At 73.3% G+C, this 15516-nt stretch carries 15 protein-coding genes; 6 read left to right on the forward strand and 9 right to left on the reverse strand.

The features are described 5' to 3' along the window. Positions 1–73 precede the first annotated feature (73 nt). The 3 genes from ACZ4WV_RS33150 to ACZ4WV_RS33160 all read right to left on the reverse strand — a co-directional run bounded on the left by ACZ4WV_RS33150 (position 74) and on the right by ACZ4WV_RS33160 (position 2177). Positions 74–889 carry a hypothetical protein gene (locus ACZ4WV_RS33150; RefSeq protein WP_465752425.1) on the reverse strand — a complete coding sequence of 272 codons (816 nt, stop codon included), beginning with the start codon at positions 887–889 and terminating at the stop codon, positions 74–76. Further along, positions 876–1400: a SigE family RNA polymerase sigma factor gene (locus ACZ4WV_RS33155; RefSeq protein WP_465752427.1), complete on the reverse strand. Its 525-nt coding sequence runs from the start codon at positions 1398–1400 to the stop codon at positions 876–878. The genes ACZ4WV_RS33150 and ACZ4WV_RS33155 overlap by 14 nt, the downstream gene beginning before the upstream one ends. 348 nt (positions 1401–1748) lie before the next feature. Continuing rightward, positions 1749–2177, reverse strand: a complete 429-nt coding sequence (locus tag ACZ4WV_RS33160) for a M1 family aminopeptidase (RefSeq protein ID WP_465752429.1) — start codon at positions 2175–2177, stop codon at positions 1749–1751. A gap of 201 nt (positions 2178–2378) precedes the next feature. Between ACZ4WV_RS33160 and ACZ4WV_RS33165 the strand changes: the two genes are divergently transcribed. Then, positions 2379–3284: a carbohydrate kinase family protein gene (locus ACZ4WV_RS33165; RefSeq protein WP_465752431.1), complete on the forward strand. Its 906-nt coding sequence runs from the start codon at positions 2379–2381 to the stop codon at positions 3282–3284. Between the two features lie 31 nt (positions 3285–3315). On the opposite strand, the gene ACZ4WV_RS33170 is transcribed toward ACZ4WV_RS33165, so the two are convergent. Then, positions 3316–3846, reverse strand: a complete 531-nt coding sequence (locus tag ACZ4WV_RS33170; RefSeq protein WP_465752433.1) for a GNAT family N-acetyltransferase — start codon at positions 3844–3846, stop codon at positions 3316–3318. A gap of 234 nt (positions 3847–4080) precedes the next feature. Between ACZ4WV_RS33170 and ACZ4WV_RS33175 the strand changes: the two genes are divergently transcribed. Continuing rightward, a complete protein-coding gene (locus ACZ4WV_RS33175; RefSeq protein WP_465752435.1) occupies positions 4081–5097 on the forward strand; it encodes a polysaccharide deacetylase family protein in 1017 nt (338 codons plus the stop codon). A gap of 23 nt (positions 5098–5120) precedes the next feature. Here the strand turns inward: ACZ4WV_RS33175 and ACZ4WV_RS33180 are convergent, their stop codons facing one another. From ACZ4WV_RS33180 to ACZ4WV_RS33195, 4 genes are all read right to left on the reverse strand, one after another. Further along, positions 5121–5552 (reverse strand): YchJ family protein, encoded by a 432-nt coding sequence (locus ACZ4WV_RS33180; protein WP_465752437.1) that lies wholly within the window; start codon positions 5550–5552, stop codon positions 5121–5123. A 97-nt stretch (positions 5553–5649) separates the two neighbouring features. Further along, positions 5650–6306 (reverse strand): NADPH-dependent F420 reductase, encoded by a 657-nt coding sequence (locus ACZ4WV_RS33185; RefSeq protein WP_465752439.1) that lies wholly within the window; start codon positions 6304–6306, stop codon positions 5650–5652. 108 nt (positions 6307–6414) lie between these two features. Continuing rightward, complete coding sequence (locus ACZ4WV_RS33190) at positions 6415–7956, reverse strand: FAD-dependent monooxygenase (protein ID WP_465752441.1); 1542 nt, start codon at positions 7954–7956, stop codon at positions 6415–6417. A 101-nt stretch (positions 7957–8057) separates the two neighbouring features. Continuing rightward, a complete protein-coding gene (locus ACZ4WV_RS33195; RefSeq protein ID WP_465752444.1) occupies positions 8058–8672 on the reverse strand; it encodes an acyl-CoA-like ligand-binding transcription factor in 615 nt (204 codons plus the stop codon). A gap of 201 nt (positions 8673–8873) precedes the next feature. On the opposite strand from ACZ4WV_RS33195, the gene ACZ4WV_RS33200 reads away from it, so the two are divergent. Next, the gene (locus ACZ4WV_RS33200) at positions 8874–9278 is read left to right on the forward strand and encodes a hypothetical protein (protein WP_465752446.1); all 405 of its coding nucleotides are present in this window, start codon (positions 8874–8876) and stop codon (positions 9276–9278) included. 76 nt (positions 9279–9354) lie between these two features. Here ACZ4WV_RS33200 and qcrB read toward each other — a convergent pair whose 3' ends face one another. After that, positions 9355–10977 (reverse strand): cytochrome bc1 complex cytochrome b subunit, encoded by a 1623-nt coding sequence (gene qcrB, locus ACZ4WV_RS33205; RefSeq protein WP_465752453.1) that lies wholly within the window; start codon positions 10975–10977, stop codon positions 9355–9357. A gap of 406 nt (positions 10978–11383) precedes the next feature. Here qcrB and ACZ4WV_RS33210 point away from each other — a divergent pair, with 406 nt between their 5' ends. From ACZ4WV_RS33210 to efeB, 3 genes are all read left to right on the forward strand, one after another. Then, complete coding sequence (locus tag ACZ4WV_RS33210) at positions 11384–11701, forward strand: hypothetical protein (protein ID WP_465752447.1); 318 nt, start codon at positions 11384–11386, stop codon at positions 11699–11701. A 237-nt stretch (positions 11702–11938) separates the two neighbouring features. Further along, positions 11939–14014: an iron uptake transporter permease EfeU gene (gene efeU, locus ACZ4WV_RS33215; RefSeq protein ID WP_465752449.1), complete on the forward strand. Its 2076-nt coding sequence runs from the start codon at positions 11939–11941 to the stop codon at positions 14012–14014. Further along, entirely contained in the window at positions 14014–15375 is a 1362-nt protein-coding gene (efeB, locus tag ACZ4WV_RS33220) for an iron uptake transporter deferrochelatase/peroxidase subunit (RefSeq protein ID WP_465752451.1), read from the forward strand. The genes efeU and efeB overlap by 1 nt, the downstream gene beginning before the upstream one ends. Positions 15376–15516 lie beyond the last annotated feature (141 nt).

The following is a 15516-nucleotide window of genomic DNA, read 5'->3' on the forward strand; positions in this document are numbered from 1 at the left end:
ATCCGCTGACCCCGGGGGCAGGCCCCGACGCGAATCGGTCAGCGCAGCGGGCGGAGGGCCAGCGGGCGGAGGGTCAGCGAGCGAACCGGAGTGAGTCGAGGACCTGCTGCACCTGTCGCAGCGTCAGGTCCGACGGCGCCTGGGCGCAGGCCGTCAGCTCGATCCGCACGATGACGTCCTGCCCGACGATGCTGCGGCTGCCGACCAGTTCCCGGCCGCCGCCGTGGCTGGAGCACTCCTTGTCGATCGCCACGTCGACCGGCTCGACGGCCCCCTTGGCAAAGGCCTTGGCCTGATCGGGCACGTCGGCCAGCCGCAGGGTGAGGTAGACCCCGTCCGGTGCCAGCAGCCCGACCGGTGTGCAGATACTGGACGGGCCGTTGCAGGGAGCCGTCGCGTCGAACGGCTGGTTGGCCAGGAACCCGACGAGATCGCCCGCGTCGCCGAAGGGGGCGACCTCGGAGTGCCAGCCCGGCGGCACGGTGCCGGTGAGCCCGCTGATCCGCAGGAAGCGGAGGGGTTCCCCGGGCATCGACGGCGTGGCCGACGGCGGAACGGACGGCGTGGCGGTGGCCGTGGGCAGGAGAGGCGTCGCCCAGGGAGAGGGCGCCGACGTGGGGGCGGGGCCGAAGGCGGCCGGTCCGACCGCGCCGCGGTCCGGAGCCGGTGCGATCGCCGGCGCCGAGGCCAGCACCGCGGCGACCAGCCCTCCGGTGAGCCCGATCCCGAGGGCGGTCGTCCGCCGTCGCCGCCTCGTCCGGTCCGCGCGCTCGAGCACCCGCTCGACCCGGTCCTCCGGCGTGGCCAGCACGGGGACGGCCCGGTGCAGCAGGACGCGCAGTTCCTCCTCGATCTCCCCGGTGTCGTCCCTCGGCTCAGCCCCGCTCACGGCGTCCCCCGTCCAACAGCAGTTCCCGGGCCGGAAGTCTTCCGCGCAGGGCGGCCAGCGCCCGGTGCGTCTGGCTCTTCACCGTACCGGTGGTGCAGCGCAGCACCTCGGCGGTCTCCTCCACGCTGAGGTCCTCGAAGAAGCGCAGCACCACCACCGCCCGCTGGCGGGGTGGCAGCGCCCGGACGGCCCCGGCGACGACCTGGCCGACCACCACTTCGTCGAAGGGGTCGGCCTGCGCCGGTGGCGGCTCGGGCAGTTCGCCGTGCGGCAGTTCCCCGGTCCAGCGCCGCCGCCACCAGGAGATGTGGCAGTTGACCAGCACCTTGCGCAGGTACGCCTCGGGCCGGTCGGGTGCGATCCGGTCCCAGCGGGGCCAGACCTTGGCCAGCGCGGTCTGCAGCAGGTCCTCGGCCTGGTGCGGGTCGCCGGTCAGCAGCCAGGCCACGCGCAACAGTTTCGGACTGCAGGCGGCGACGAACTCCGCGAAGTCCGGTGTCGCGTCCCTCATCCTGCCGCCGCCCCTGCCATGGTCTCCGTACCGTTCCTGTCAGCCGTGGCGGCCGGACGGGCCGCGTTCTCGTTGGTGTCGTGCTCACGGCTGCTGAACGCGATGGGCGGCGGGACGGGTTGCCTGTCCGCCGCGGGAATTTTCCCACGGCGCGGAACCGGTCGGGCGCGGACGCTGGACGGCCCGCGAGCCGGCCGGGACTCGGCCGGGCGGCAGGCGGGCCGTGGAACCACCATGGCCCGCCCGGGGCCACCCGGCCAGGGGCGCGCGGGGAGCGCCCGGACGCACTCGTCGGCGCGACGGGGCGGGCGAAAGGCGCCAGACAGTACGAAAGGAGCTCAGCAGGGCTCAGAGGGTTCCCGACCCCTGCGGGGCACCGGCCCCGGCCGCTCCGGCTGCGGCCGGGGGGTCTGGAGTCACCGGCCCGACCGCCCAGCCCGGGTGCCCCGGCATCGGGGGTGTGCGCCGCCCGTACAGCCAGTCGGTGAGGAACCCGCCGAGGTCCTGTCCCGCCACCCGGGAGGCGGTGCGCAGATAGTCCTCGGTGGTCGCGGTGCCGTAGCGGTGCTCGCGCAGGAAGGTGCGCTCGATCCGGTCGAAGGTGTCCGCGCCGACCTTCTCGCGCAGGGCGAACAGCACCAGTGCGCCGCCGGTGTAGCGCTGGCTGTCGAAGAGGTGGTCGGCGGTCGGGGAGGCGACCGGGCCGGAGTCATGCGCTAGTGGACCGTCAGGCCTCGGGTGGCGGGAACGGCCCCGACCGTGACGACACGCGGACATCCCCCGGACGGCGCACGGTGGTGGCAGGGAGCCCGCCCGGCGCCTAGCGTTCGAAGTGCTTCGTCCCCTGACGGACGGGGCCACGGCCGTCGGAGAACCTGGCCAGGTCCGGCGGCCGTACTTCATGTCCTGACGCTCCAGCGCCCACCCCGTAGGCTGACGGTCGAGACGACGCCCGCGCACCGGATGCCAGGAGCCGCAGTGACCAGCCCCGATTCACACGTTCTGGTGGTCGGCGAGTGCGTCGCCGACATCGTCCGTACGGACGGGGCCCCGGACGTCGTGCACCCCGGCGGCAGTCCCGCCAATCTCGCCTACGGCCTGGCCCGGCTGGGCCGGCCCGCCGTGCTGCTCACCGAACTCGGGGCGGACGCCAACGGGCAGCTGATCCGGGCCCACCTGGAGTCCGCCGGGGTGGAGGTCCGGGCTGCCGAGGTGGCACGCACCCCTTCGGCGGTGGTCCGGCTGGACGGTCACGGTCGGGCGCAGTACACCTTCGACATCGGCTGGACCCTTCCGCCGACCGAGCTCCCCGCGCCCCCGGCGGCCGTCCACCTGGGCTCCATCGGGGCGGTCACCGACCCGGGTGCGGCCTCGGTGCGGGCCCTGGTGGAGGGCTGTCGCGGCCGGGCGCAGATCAGCTACGACCCGAACGTGCGCCCCGCGCTGATGGGCCGCCGGGCGGAGGCCGTCCGGCGGGTCGAGCGCCTGGTGGCGCTGAGCGATCTGGTCAAGGTGAGCGACGAGGACCTCGCCTGGCTCCACCCGGACGAGCCCGCCGAGGCCGTCGCCGAGCGCTGGCTCGCCCTCGGCCCCGCCGTGGTGGCCGTCACGCTGGGCGATGGGGGCGCCTTCGCACTGACCCGCGAGGGCGGACGCGAGCGGGTGCCGGCCGTCCCGGTCGTGGTCGCGGACACCGTCGGTGCCGGGGACTCCTTCATGGCCGCCTTCCTGCACGCCCGCATGGCGGGCGCCGACCTGGCCGGCTGTCTCGTCCAGGCCGTCACCGCCGGCGCCCTGACCGTCTCCCGGCCGGGCGCCAACCCGCCCACGGCCGCCGAACTCGCGGCGGCGCTGGCCCGCCGGTCGCAGGCGGGAGCGCCGTAGTCCTCCGGCCGGGGTCACATCGTCAACCCGCTCACCGCCTCGGCATGCTGAGGTCCTTCCCGTACCAGACCTGGGCGTACGGCCCGCTGCTGTAGGCGGGGATCTCCCGGTAGCCGTTGCGCAGGTAGAGCGCGCGGGCCTCGACCAGGTCGAGGCGGGTGTCGAGGACGATCCGGTCGGCGCCCATGGACCGGGCGGCTTCGTCGACGGCGGCGAGCAGGCGGGCACCGCCGCCGGTGCCGCGGAGGGCGGGGCGGACGAAGACGCGGGTGAGCTCGACGGTGGTGGCGTCGTAGCGGCGCAGGCCGGCGCAGGAGTGGGCGGCTTCGGCGTAGCGGCCGATCAGGAAGAGGCCGTCCGGGGCGGCGAGGTCTTCGCTGGGGGAGTCGGCCAGGCCGGTCTCCAGCTCCTCCGGGGTGCCCTCGCGGCCGAGGTGCAGGCGGTAGTAGCGGTTGGCCACGTCGTAGTAGTAGTCGCGCAGCAGCAGCTCGGCCTCGGGCGTGGTCACATCGGCCGTGGTGACGGCCCAGAGGTCGGTGCGGTGGGGCGCGGTGTTCGTCATGGGCGCATGATCCGCTCCGGGGCGCCGGCGCCGCAAAGGGTTTACGTCCCGGTACCGGCCGGTTCGGCACGGCGCCTCGGCACGGCGCCTCGCCGGAGTACCCAGCAGAGCGCCCGGGCCAAGCGTCTGAGCCAAGCGCCCCGGCAAAGGAACGGCAAGGCGACCGGCGCGGCGTTGCCCCGCGCGGGTGACGGTGGGATTGGCCGGGGTGCAGGGCGGGGGAGCAGTGCAGCTATGAACAGACCATCAGTTTGTCGCAACAGTGGGGGTCTGAGTGGGAGTCAGAAGAAGCGGAACGGAGTCCGGACCGGCCTGCTGGCCACCGTCTGCCTGACCGCCGTCGTCGCCGGTTGCGCCGGGCCCGCCGGCACCGCCCAGCCGAAGGCCGCCCCGGCCGAGACGGGCGCCGCGCCCGCCGCCGGCGCCCCCGCGGCGGACCGCGCCGCGGGCCGACCGCCCGCCGTCCCACCCCTGCTGCCGGGACTGGCCCGCCAGGAAGAGGAGAGCAGCAGGGAGGCGGCCGCCCGACAGGAGGCGGTCACCCGTGCCGCGCTCGAGACCGCGCAGCGCTGGGGCCTGGAACGCCCGCCGCTGAAGGCGCCGCCCCGCCCGGCGACCAGGGCCGCGCTGGCTCCCACCCAGGGCGTCAAGATGAAGGACGGCCGCCCGCCCGTGGTCTTCCGGGTGCCGACCGACGACAAGGTGGTCTTCCTCACCGTCGACGACGGCTACGAGAAGGACCCGCAGTTCTCCAAGATGCTCGAGGAGCTGGGCGTGCCGATCAGCGCCTTCGTCTCCGACTACCTGGTCCGCGAGAACTACGGCTACTTCCGCGACCTGCACAACCAGGGCGTGGAGGTCAACAACCACACGATCAACCACCGCAACCTCAAGATCCTCGACTACGAGACCCAGCGCGGCGAGATCTGCAACCAGCAGGACCAGCTGGAGCAGCAGATCGGTGTCCGACCCCGGCTGTTCCGGCCCCCGTACGGCGAGTACAACGACGACACCCTGCGCGCGGCGGCGTCCTGCGGGGTGCAGGCGGTGCCGCTGTGGAACGAGGAGGCCTTCCCGGACCACATGGAATGGCGCTACGACGACCAGAAGCTGCACCCGGGCGACATCATCCTGACCCACTTCCGGGGCACCGACATCTGGAAGGCCACCATGCCGGACCTGCTGCGCAAGGTGATCAACGACGTCACCGCGGCCGGTTTCGCCCTCGGCCGCCTGGACGACTACCTGTAGGCCGTCGCCCAGGGGGAGGGGCCTCAGCCGAGCGAGAGGGCGTCCAGGTACACCCAGGCGCCTTCGTGCCGGACGAACCGGCTGGTCTCGGTGAGCACGCCCTCCTCGCGGTCTTCCGTCCAGTACGCCCGGAAGGCGACCGTGCCCTCGGCGTGGAAGGCGCCGCCTTCGGTGGTGGCGACCACCTCCAGCCGGGTCCAGCGCAGCGCCGGATCGAAGTCCACCTCGGCCGGCCGGGTGTCCGGGTGCCAGGTGCGCAGGAGATAGGCCTCGTCCTGGGCGGCGAAGGCGCTGAACCGGGAGCGCATCAGCGACTCCGCGGTGGTGGCCGTCCCCTGGCCGCGGTGCAGCCGGCCGCAACAGTCGCCGTAGGCGGCGGGCAGGCCGCAGGGGCACCGGGAGGAGGGGAGCAGCCGTGGGGCGGCGACACGGGGCGCGGAACGACGTCGGGACATGCGGTCCATTGTCCCCCACCGCCGCCGGGCTCTGCGGCCGTGGCTGCCGGCCGGTCCACTGCCTGTCGGCCGGCTGCCCGGTCGGCTCCCCGTCCCGCTACTCGGCCCGGCGGAAGGAGTAGTTGAACTCCGCGTCGCCGAAGTGGCCCATCATCCGGAGCCAGAACGGCATCAGCATCTCCGTCGCCCGGGCGCCGGTGATGTCCCCGAGGTCGACGATCCACTCGGCCGGCCAGCCGAACTCGCCGAGCAGCGCGACCGTCTCGGCCTTGGCGCCGGCGTCGTTCCCGGCGATGAACAGGTTGTGCTCACCGGGCAGCTTGCCCGGATCGACCATCAGCGCGCAGTTCAGCGTGTTGAGCGCCTTCACCACCCGGGCCTCGGGGAACTCGTGCTGGATCCGCTCGCCGACGCTGTCGGTGTTCACCGGGTCGAGACTCACACCGCCGCCCGGGCCGAACACCAGCGGATTGGAGACGTCGATCAGCAGCTTCCCCGACAGGTGCTCGGCCCCGGCCGCGCGCAGCGCCGCGAGCGAGACCGTCCCGCCGGTCGCGTTGATCACCAGCTCGCCGAAGGCCGCGGCCTCGGCGAAGGTTCCGGCGTGCCCGTCGGGTCCGGCCTGTCCGGCCCAGGTGAGCCCCTTTTCGTTGTCCTTGTCGCGCGAGCCCAGCGTCACCCGGTGGCCGAGCGAGACCAGCTTGCCGCCCAGCGTCTGCCCGACCACACCCGTGCCGATGATTCCGATGCGCACCGTTTCCCCGTTCCTCCGGTCGAGGCCCGTGCCGGCGGCACGGACCGCGAGGAGCATAGTTGACGTTGGATCAGCCGCGAGGGAACCCGGCGCGCCGGGCGCGGGCGGTCAGTCGCGCGGTGCGCCGAACCAGGTGCGCAGTGCCCGTGCCAGCCCCGCCGGGTCCACCTCGCCGGGCGCGGACGCCCAGGCGACGTAGCCGTCCGGGCGCAGCAGCAGCGCCCCGGCCGGTGGTTCCACGCACTGTGCCGCCACCGTGTCCACCCGGTCCCGCCATCCGGCCGCACGGTCGGCCAAGGCCAGCGAATCGCCCGTGAGGTCGAGCAGCAACGCCCGCCCAGTGCAGGCGAGTTCGGCGAGCCGGACCTTCCCGCCGGCGGTGGTCAGGGCGAGCTCCGGGGTGAAGCGCCCGGCTGAGGGGTGGGGGCAGTCGGTGTCGTAGCGGATGTCGCTGCCGGCCATCAGCGCGGCGATCCGGGCGAGGTTGTCCTCGTACGAGAGCAGTTCGCCGACCAGGGCGCGCAGCGCGGTGGTCCCGGGGCCGGGGGCCATCAGGGCGATCTGGGCCTGGGAGTGCATGAACACCCGTCGCCCGACCGGGTGGCGCTCCCGGTGGTAGCTGTCCAGCAGGCCGGGCGGGGCCCAGCCCCGGAGTTCGGCGGCGAGCTTCCAGCCGAGGTTGGCGGCGTCCTGCAGGCCGAGGTTGAGCCCGGGGCCGCCGGTAGCGGCGTGCACGTGGGCGGCGTCGCCGACCAGCAGCACGCGGCCGTCGTGGTAGCGCTCGGCGAGCCGGGTGTTGTGGCCGACGGTACGGCGCGGGGTGAACGGGCCCGCGGTCCGCGCCGGGGCGAGCGCGAGGTCGGCGCCGCTCACCCGGCGGATGCTGGCGCGCAGCTCCTCCAGGGTGAGCGGGGTCCGCTGGTCCATTGGCGGCCCGCCCCACTCCATGGTGGCGATCATGACGGCGTCCGGGTTGAAGGGGGAGAGGACGAACACGCCGTGGTCGGTGCGGGTGTGGGTGTACGGGCGGAACGGTGTGGGGCAGCCCGGCAGCAGCACCTCGCCGGTCTCGGTGGTGCGGATGCCCTCGGGTGGCAGCACGTGCGCGATGCGGGAGACCGGGTCGGGCGAGGTGACGCCGGGGAAGCCGATGCCGGCGAGCTTGCGGACGGTGCTGCGGCCGCCGTCCGCGCCGACCAGGTAGCGGGCGCGCAGGCGCTCGGTGCCGTCGGGGCCGTGGAGCTCGACGGTCACCCCGGTAGCGTCCTGGGTGAACCCGGTGACCTCGCAGCCGCGGCGCACGGTGACGCCCAGGTCGGCGGCGCTGCTCTCCAGGACCTCCTCGATCCGTCGCTGCGGTACGGGCAGGGCGTACAGCGGGTTCTCGTCCAGGCGGTCCAGGTCGAGCGGGAAGGCGCCGAACACGAAGCGGGGAACCGGCCGGGGCGCGCCCGGGGTGCCGCTGAGGGGCTCGTGGAGCCCGCGGTGGTCGAGCAGGCGGAGCACCTGGCCGACCAGTCCGTTGGCCTTCTGCTCGCCGGAACGCCCGGGCAGCCGGTCCACCACCACCGGCCGGACTCCGGCCAGGGCCAGTTCGCGGGCCAGGAACAGCCCGACCGGGCCGGCGCCGACGACGACGACGTCATGCATGGGGTCCCCCCTCTGGGACGGTGAGTTCACATGTGGGCTCGGGCGCGCTTCCCCCGGTGGGTTCCCTTCGGCGGGTTCACCGGGACGTGTGCGCGGTGGTTTCAGCGCGACGACGGATCGGGCAGCCCGGCGGCCAGCTGCCGCAGCGCCTCGGCGAGCAGCGGCTTGAAGGGCACCACCGGATCGGCGCTCAGGTAGTGCTCGTTGGCGACCTGCAGGGCGGAGAGCGCTGCCGAGGCGACCAGCTTCGGGTAGAGGTCCCGGTCGGCGTCGGTACCGGTCCGGGCGGCCACCGCCGCCGCCAGGTCGGCCCGCGTCCGCGCGCCGCCGCGGAACAGCTCGGCCTGCAGTGCGGGCTCGCGCAGCAGCACCCGTACGGCGGCGACCCAGTGCGGATCGGGCGCCTCCTCCGCGCCGTCGAAGGGGGCGACGAGGGAGTGGGCCAGCGCCTCCCACAGCGGTTCCCCGGCGGGCCGCGCCCGCAGCGCCTCGGCGGCCTGCAGGATCCGGTCGCGGTGCCGGAAGACGATCGCCTCGGCCTTGCTGGAGAAGTAGTTGTTGTAGGTGCGGGGGGACACCCCGGCCGCGGCCGCGATGTCCTCGACCCGGACGTTCTCCAGTCCGCGTTCCACCGCCAGGCGCAGCGCCGCCCAGCTCAGTGCCTCCCGCGTCGCGGCCTTCTTCCGTTCCCGCAGTCCGGGCTGCCCGTTCGTCACGGGCACCACTGTGCAGCAATACATGCGCGCCGCGCAATACTGCGCGGCACGCAAGTTTCTCCCCGGCGGGTCGGCCGTGGCGAGCCACCCGCCACCTGCGGTTCGTCGCTGGTAGTAGTTGCCTGGTCGCGGAGCGATCCCATCGGGAGCCCGGCCCCGCAGGTTTCCGGCGGGACGACTCGACAGACGTGAGGAGCGGTCATGGGTGGCAGACAGCGTCCGCCGAAGGCGCGGACCCCTCGCCAGGACAGGCCCGCCGAGAACGGCGACGGCCGGGTGAACCCCCGGGTGGGGCTCGCCCGGCTGGAGGGCTTCCTCGCCTGGGAGGCGGAGGTCACGGCCGCCGAACGGGACGCCCGGGCGTTCGCGGAGCGGTTTCCGTGGCTGCCGGAGGCCGAACGCGAGGAGGTCGAACGCGCTTACCTGGCCGACCGGTTGAACTACGCCGAGGAAGTGGTGGACCGCGCGGTCGAGCGCTGCCGCCGGCTGGCCGCCCGCTACCGCGCCGAGTGCCGTCGGATCTGCGCCCGCTGGGCGGCGCTCTGCCTGACCGTCACCGTGGCGGCGGCGCTGTTCGCCGTCGTGCCCGCGGTCCTGCGGGCCTGAGCACGCCGCACCCGCACGACGAGGGCCCGCTGTGCCGTTGCCGGCGCAGCGGGCCCTTCCGGTCCGGGTGCGGAGGTCAGTGGTGGCCGTGGCCGCTGGTGACCTCCTCGTGCTCCTCCATGGTCGGCTTCGGAATCTGGCTGCCCCGGCCGTAGAAGCCGCGGGACAGCTTCGCCCGGGTGCGGGTCCACAGCCCGGCCCTGCGGACCACGCCGTTCTCGTCCACCTCCGGTGCCAGCCTGACCGGCTCGGGCTGGTCGTGGGAGGTGAGGGTGTACATCCGGCCCTGCGGCAGCGGCGCGTGGACCTCGATGTACTCGCCGTGCTGCAGCCGCTTGATGACACCGGTCTCCCGGCCGTGCAGCACCTTCTCCTTGTCCCGCCGCTGCAGGCCCAGGCACCACCGTTTGGTGATCACGAAGACCACCACCGGCACGGCGAAGAAGCCGGCCCGCACCGCGTAGGTGATCGCGTTGATCGACAGGTGGAAGTGGGTCGCCAGCAGGTCGTTGCCGCCGCCGGCCAGCAGGATCAGGTAGAGGCCCATCCAGGCCGCGCCGAAGGCCGTACGGACCGGGGCGTTGCGCGGCCGGTCGGCGATGTGGTGCTCGCCGCGGTCGCCGGTGATCCAGGCCTCCAGGAACGGGTAGCACCAGATGACCAGCAGCACGAGCGGGAAGACCATCAGCGGGATGAACACCCCGAGGTTCAGGGTGTGGCCGCCCCAGACGCTGATCTCCCAGCCGGGCATCACGCGGATCAGGCCCTCGGAGAAGCCCATGTACCAGTCCGGCTGGGCGTCCGTGGACACCTGGTCGGGCCGGTACGGGCCGTACGCCCAGATCGGGTTGATCGTGGCGATCGCCGACATGACCGCGACCACGCCGAAGACCAGGAAGAAGAAGCCGCCCGCCTTCGCCATGTACACCGGCATCAGCGGCATGCCGACCACATTCCGGTTGGTGCGGCCGGCCCCGGCGAACTGGGTGTGCTTGTGGTAGAAGACCAGGATCAGGTGCGCCGCCAGCAGGCCCAGCATGATGCCCGGGATCAGCAGGACGTGGACGGTGAACAGGCGCGGGATGATGTCGGTGCCCGGGAACTCCCCGCCGAAGATGAAGAACTGCAGGTAGGTGCCGACGATCGGGACGGACAGGATCGCGCCCTCCATGAACCGGATGCCGGTGCCGGAGAGCAGGTCGTCGGGCAGCGAGTAGCCCATGAAGCCGTCGAACATGCCGAGGATCAGCAGCAGCGCGCCGAAGACCCAGTTGATCTCGCGCGGCTTGCGGAAGGCCCCGGTGAAGAAGACGCGCATCATGTGGGTCAGCATCGAGGCGATGAAGACCACGGCCGCCCAGTGGTGGATCTGGCGCATCAACAGGCCGCCGCGGACCTCGAAGCTGATGTTGACCGTCGAGGCGTAGGCCTGCGACATCGGGATGCCCTTGAGCGGGACGTAGGACCCGTCGTAGACGACCTCACCCATGCTCGGGTTGAAGAACATGGTGAGCCAGACGCCGGTCAGGATGATGATGACGAAGGTGTAGAGCGCGATCTCGCCCAGCATGAACGACCAGTGGTCGGGAAAGATCTTGCGCAGGTTGGACTTGGCCAGGGCGTAGATGCCGAGCCGGCCGTCGGTCCAGTCGGCCAGACCCTCCGCCTTGTTGGCGGGCCTGGCGCGCGTGCTGGTCACCGGTCCCGGCTGCGACTGCTGGTCGGTTCTCACGACGGGCTCCCCGGCGTTCGCGGCGTGCCGTGGTGGAGGCCCGCCGGCGGGAACGCCGGCCGGCGAAGTGTTGTGATCATGGGACCTCTCGATACGGGCCGGCCGGTCCGACCGGCGCGCGGACCAGGTGTCCGCCGGGCCCGTTGCTCAGGGTGATGGAGCGCTTACTCTGTCATGCTGTCGGCAGGGGGCCGACTGTGCACGTCCATCGGTCCGTCCGGCCGTGCGTGTCGGGCCGGTCGGGGGGTGCTGACGCCCGATCGGCTCGCCGCCGGTCGGCCCAGCAGCGCCGATGCTGCGCTCGGGTGCAGCTGGACCGTGTCGGGGCGCGCCGCGTCCGGACGCCTCCCGGCGCGGGGCCTACGCTGCGCCAATGGCGGATCACCGTGAACTCTTCGAGGACGTCACCGAGGCGCTGGCCCGCGCCGGGTTCGACACCGGACCGGGCCCCTCACCGCTGTGGATCGGCCACCACCCCGAGGGCGTGGTGGTCGGCTGGCCGCCGGGCGCCGCGCACGACGGGCCGCCCTCCGGGGAGGCGCGGGCGGCGGTGAGCGGCGCGGCGGCGCTCGTCCTGCGCGAATGCGGCTTCTTGGTCACCGAGACGGAGGAGGGGGCGCTGCTGGTGCGTTGCGCCGAACCGGTGACGGTCCCTCCGGAGTCGGAGGCGCCCGAGCAGTGGTGGGGGTGACGCCGGTCTCATTCCGGTCCCGCGGCGCACCGGGTTGACGGACGCATGGGTGTTCCCATACCGAATCCTTACCGACAGTGGGGGCGTAGTTGACCGCAGCGGCTCTAAGGTTTGCCTAAGCTAAGCGAAGCGCCCTGGACCTCGTGTCCGGGGCGTTCGCCGTGCCGCTCCGCCGTCACCGCGGTGGAGCGCCGAGACAGGTACGACCCGGGGCGGCCCGGGGGAGGAGCCCGCTGCATGTGGGATGAGGCGTTTCCCAGCTTTCTGATCGGGCTACGCGAAGGACTGGAAGCGGGCCTGATCGTCTCGATCCTGGTCGCCACCCTGGTGCGGGCCGGTCAGAAGGGCCGGCTGCCCCAGGTGTGGACGGGCGTCGCCGCGGCCGTCGGCCTCAGCCTCAGCTTCGGCGCGGTGCTCACCTTCACCGCCGCCAACCTCTCCGGCCACGCCCAGGAGGCGTTCGGCGGGGTGCTGAGCCTGATCGCGGTCGGCTTCGTCACCGCGATGGTGTTCTGGATGCGCCGCTCGGCGCGCACCCTCTCCGCCGATCTGAAGGAGAAGGTGCAGGCCTCACTGACGATGGGCGCCGGCGCGCTGGTGCTCACCAGCTTCCTCGCGGTGGCCCGCGAGGGCCTGGAGACCTCGCTCTTCCTGTGGACCAACGTGCGCACCGCCGGGGAGTCCACCGGCCCGCTGATCGGTGCCGCCGTCGGCCTGCTGCTCTCCGCCGGCCTGTGCTGGGGCCTGTACCGCCGGGCGCTGAAGATGAACCTCACCCGGTTCTTCACCATCACCGGCGTCGGCCTGATCGTCGTCGCGGCCGGCGTGCTGGGCTACGGCCTGCGCGACCTCCAGGAGTCCGGGCTGGTCGGCGGCGGCAGCACGTACGCCGTCGACCTGAGCGGGCACCTGGACGCCTCCTCCTGGTACGCCACGCTCGTCCAGGGCACCCTCAACCTGACCGTCACCATGACGGTGCTCCAGGTCGTCGGCTACGTCGCGTACCTGAGCACGGTGATGACGCTGTTCGTCGAGGGCGTCCGCGGCGGCGGCCGGGCCGCGCCGGCTCCGGCTGCTGCCGCTGCCGCTGCCGGAAGGACCGAGGCCGGGGAGAAGGCCGCGGGCGCCGAGGCGAAGGCCGAGCCGGTGCGCGCGGGCCGTCCGCGCTGGGTGCTGTCGACCGCGCTGGTCGCCGTGCCGGTCGTGGTGGCCGGCGTCGTGATCGCCACCGGCGACGGCAAGCAGAAGAGCACCGCCACCGTGTCGGTCTCCGAGCAGGAGTGCGGCAAGGGCTTCGCCGACCCGAAGCCCGGTCAGCAGGTGTTCCAGATGCACAACACCGGCGACAAGGTCTCCGAGGTCTACCTCGTCAACCCGGGCACCGGCGCCGTCTACGGCGAGATCGAGGGACTGGCGCCCGGCACCACCCGCGCGCTCACCGCCACCATCGGCTCAGGCGACTACGCCTGGCGCTGCGTGCCCACCGGCGGGAACTCCGTCACCTCCGCCGCCGTCCACGTCAGCGGCGGCGCCGAGGTCAAGGCCGTCAAGCCGGTCTCCGAGGACGACCTCAAGGGCCCGCTGGACGGCTACAAGGACTACGTCGTCAAGGGACTCGCCACCCTGATGACCCAGACCCAGAAGCTCCAGGCCGACGTGCACGGCGGCGACCTCGCCGCGGCCAAGGCCGACTGGCTCACCGCCCACCTGCAGTACGCCTCGCTCGGTGCCGCCTACGGCACCTTCGCCGACCTCGACAAGAAGATCGACGGCCGCGCCGACGGATTCGCCGACAAGGCCGACGACAAGGACTTCACCGGCTTCCTGCGCCTGGAGTACGGCCTCTGGCACGGCCAGTCCGCCGCCGACCTGACGGCCGTCGCCGACGAGCTCGCCCAGAACGTCGCCAAGCTGGTGCACGACTTCCCCAGCCAGGACTTCAACCCGGGCGACCTGCCGCTGCGCGCCCACGAGATCCTCGAGAACACCCTGCAGTTCGAGCTCACCGGCGACACCGACATGGGCAGCGGCACCAACCTGGCCACCGCCCAGGCCAACCTGGTCGGCACCCAGGAGCTGCTCACCCTGCTGCAGCCGCTGCTCGACGACCGCGACCCGCAGGTGCTGGTCCGGGTCAACGCCGGGATGAAGCGGGTGGGCGACCTGCTCGCCGCCGCCCGGACCGCCGACGGCTGGACCCCGCTGGACAAGCTGCCCGCCGACGACCGCCGTCGGCTGGACGGGGCCACCGGCCAGCTGCTCGAAGACCTCTCTCCCATCCCCGCGCTCCTCGAGATCCGGAAGGCCGCCTGATGACCGACCAGACCGCAGCCACCGGGTCCTGCCCGTTCCCACACGCGGCCGCGGCCGCCCAAGCCGCCGAGGCCGCCCGGCCTGCCGAGGCCACCCAGGCCGCCGAGCAGGGCGGCTGCCCGGCCGGCCCGGCCCGGCGCAGCTTCGTGCGGGCCGCACTCGGCGCGGGCGCCGGGGCAGCCGTCCTCGCCGGCGGGGCCTTCACCCTCGGCGCCGGCCCGGCCTCCGCCGGGGACAGCCACCAGACGAAGACCGGCGCCGTCCCGTTCCACGGCGGCCACCAGGCCGGCATCACCACCCCGGCCCCGGCCCACGCCGCCTTCGTCTCCTGCCAGGTGATCGCCCAGGACCGCAAGGGCCTGGAGGACCTCTTCAAGACCCTGACCGAGCGGATCCGCTTCCTCACGGCCGGCGGCACCCCGCCCGACCTGGGCGTCGGCGCGCCGCCGTCCGACAGCGGCATCCTCGGCCCGGTGGTGCCCACCGACAACCTGACCGTCACGGTCGGCGTCGGCGCCTCGCTCTTCGACGACCGCTACGGGCTGGCCAAGGCCAAGCCGGTCAAGCTGACGCCGATGAAGACCTTCCCCAACGACAACCTCCAGGCCGCCGAACTCCACGGCGACCTCTCGCTGCAGATCTGCGCCGACCGGCAGGACACCGTGCTGCACGCGCTGCGCGACATCACCCGGCACACCCGCGGCGCGCTGCAGATCCTCTGGCGGATCGACGGCTTCCAGAACCAGTCCCGGCCGGACGGCGCCCAGCGCAACCTGCTCGGCTTCAAGGACGGCATCGTCAACCCGGACACCACCTCCTCCCGCGAGATGGACCGACTGGTCTGGGTGACCGACGGGATGGGCGAGCCCGGCTGGGCGACCGGCGGCAGCTACCAGGTGATCCGGATCATCCGGATGCTGATCGAGTTCTGGGACCGCGTCACGCTCACCGAGCAGGAGAAGATGTTCGGCCGCCGCCGCGACACCGGCGCCCCGCTGGACGGCCACCAGGAGACCGACGCGCCGGACTACGGCAAGGACCCGGACGGCAAGGCGATCCCGCTCGACGCGCACATCCGCCTCGCCAACCCGCGCACCGCCGACACCGACAACTCGCGCATCCTGCGGCGCGGCTTCAACTACGACCGGGGCATCGACAAGGCCGGCAACCTGGACCTGGGCCTGGTGTTCTGCTGCTACCAGCAGGATGTCGTGCGGCAATTCGAGGCCACCCAGACCCGGCTGATCGACGAGCCGCTGGTGGACTACATCTCGCCCACCGGCGGCGGCTACTTCTTCGTCCTGCCGGGCGTGAAGGACGAGGCCGACTGGCTCGGACGGGGGCTGCTCGCCGCCGTCTGAGGGTGAGTGCTGCCACGGGGGGGGGGGGGGGGGGGGGGGGGGGGGGGGGGGGGGGGGGGTTGTGGTGGGGGGGGGGGGGGGGGGGTGGAGGGGGGGGGGGGGGGGGGGGGGGGGGGGGGGGGGGGGGGGGGGGGGGGGGGG

Source organism: Kitasatospora sp. NPDC029312 (assembly GCF_055569215.1).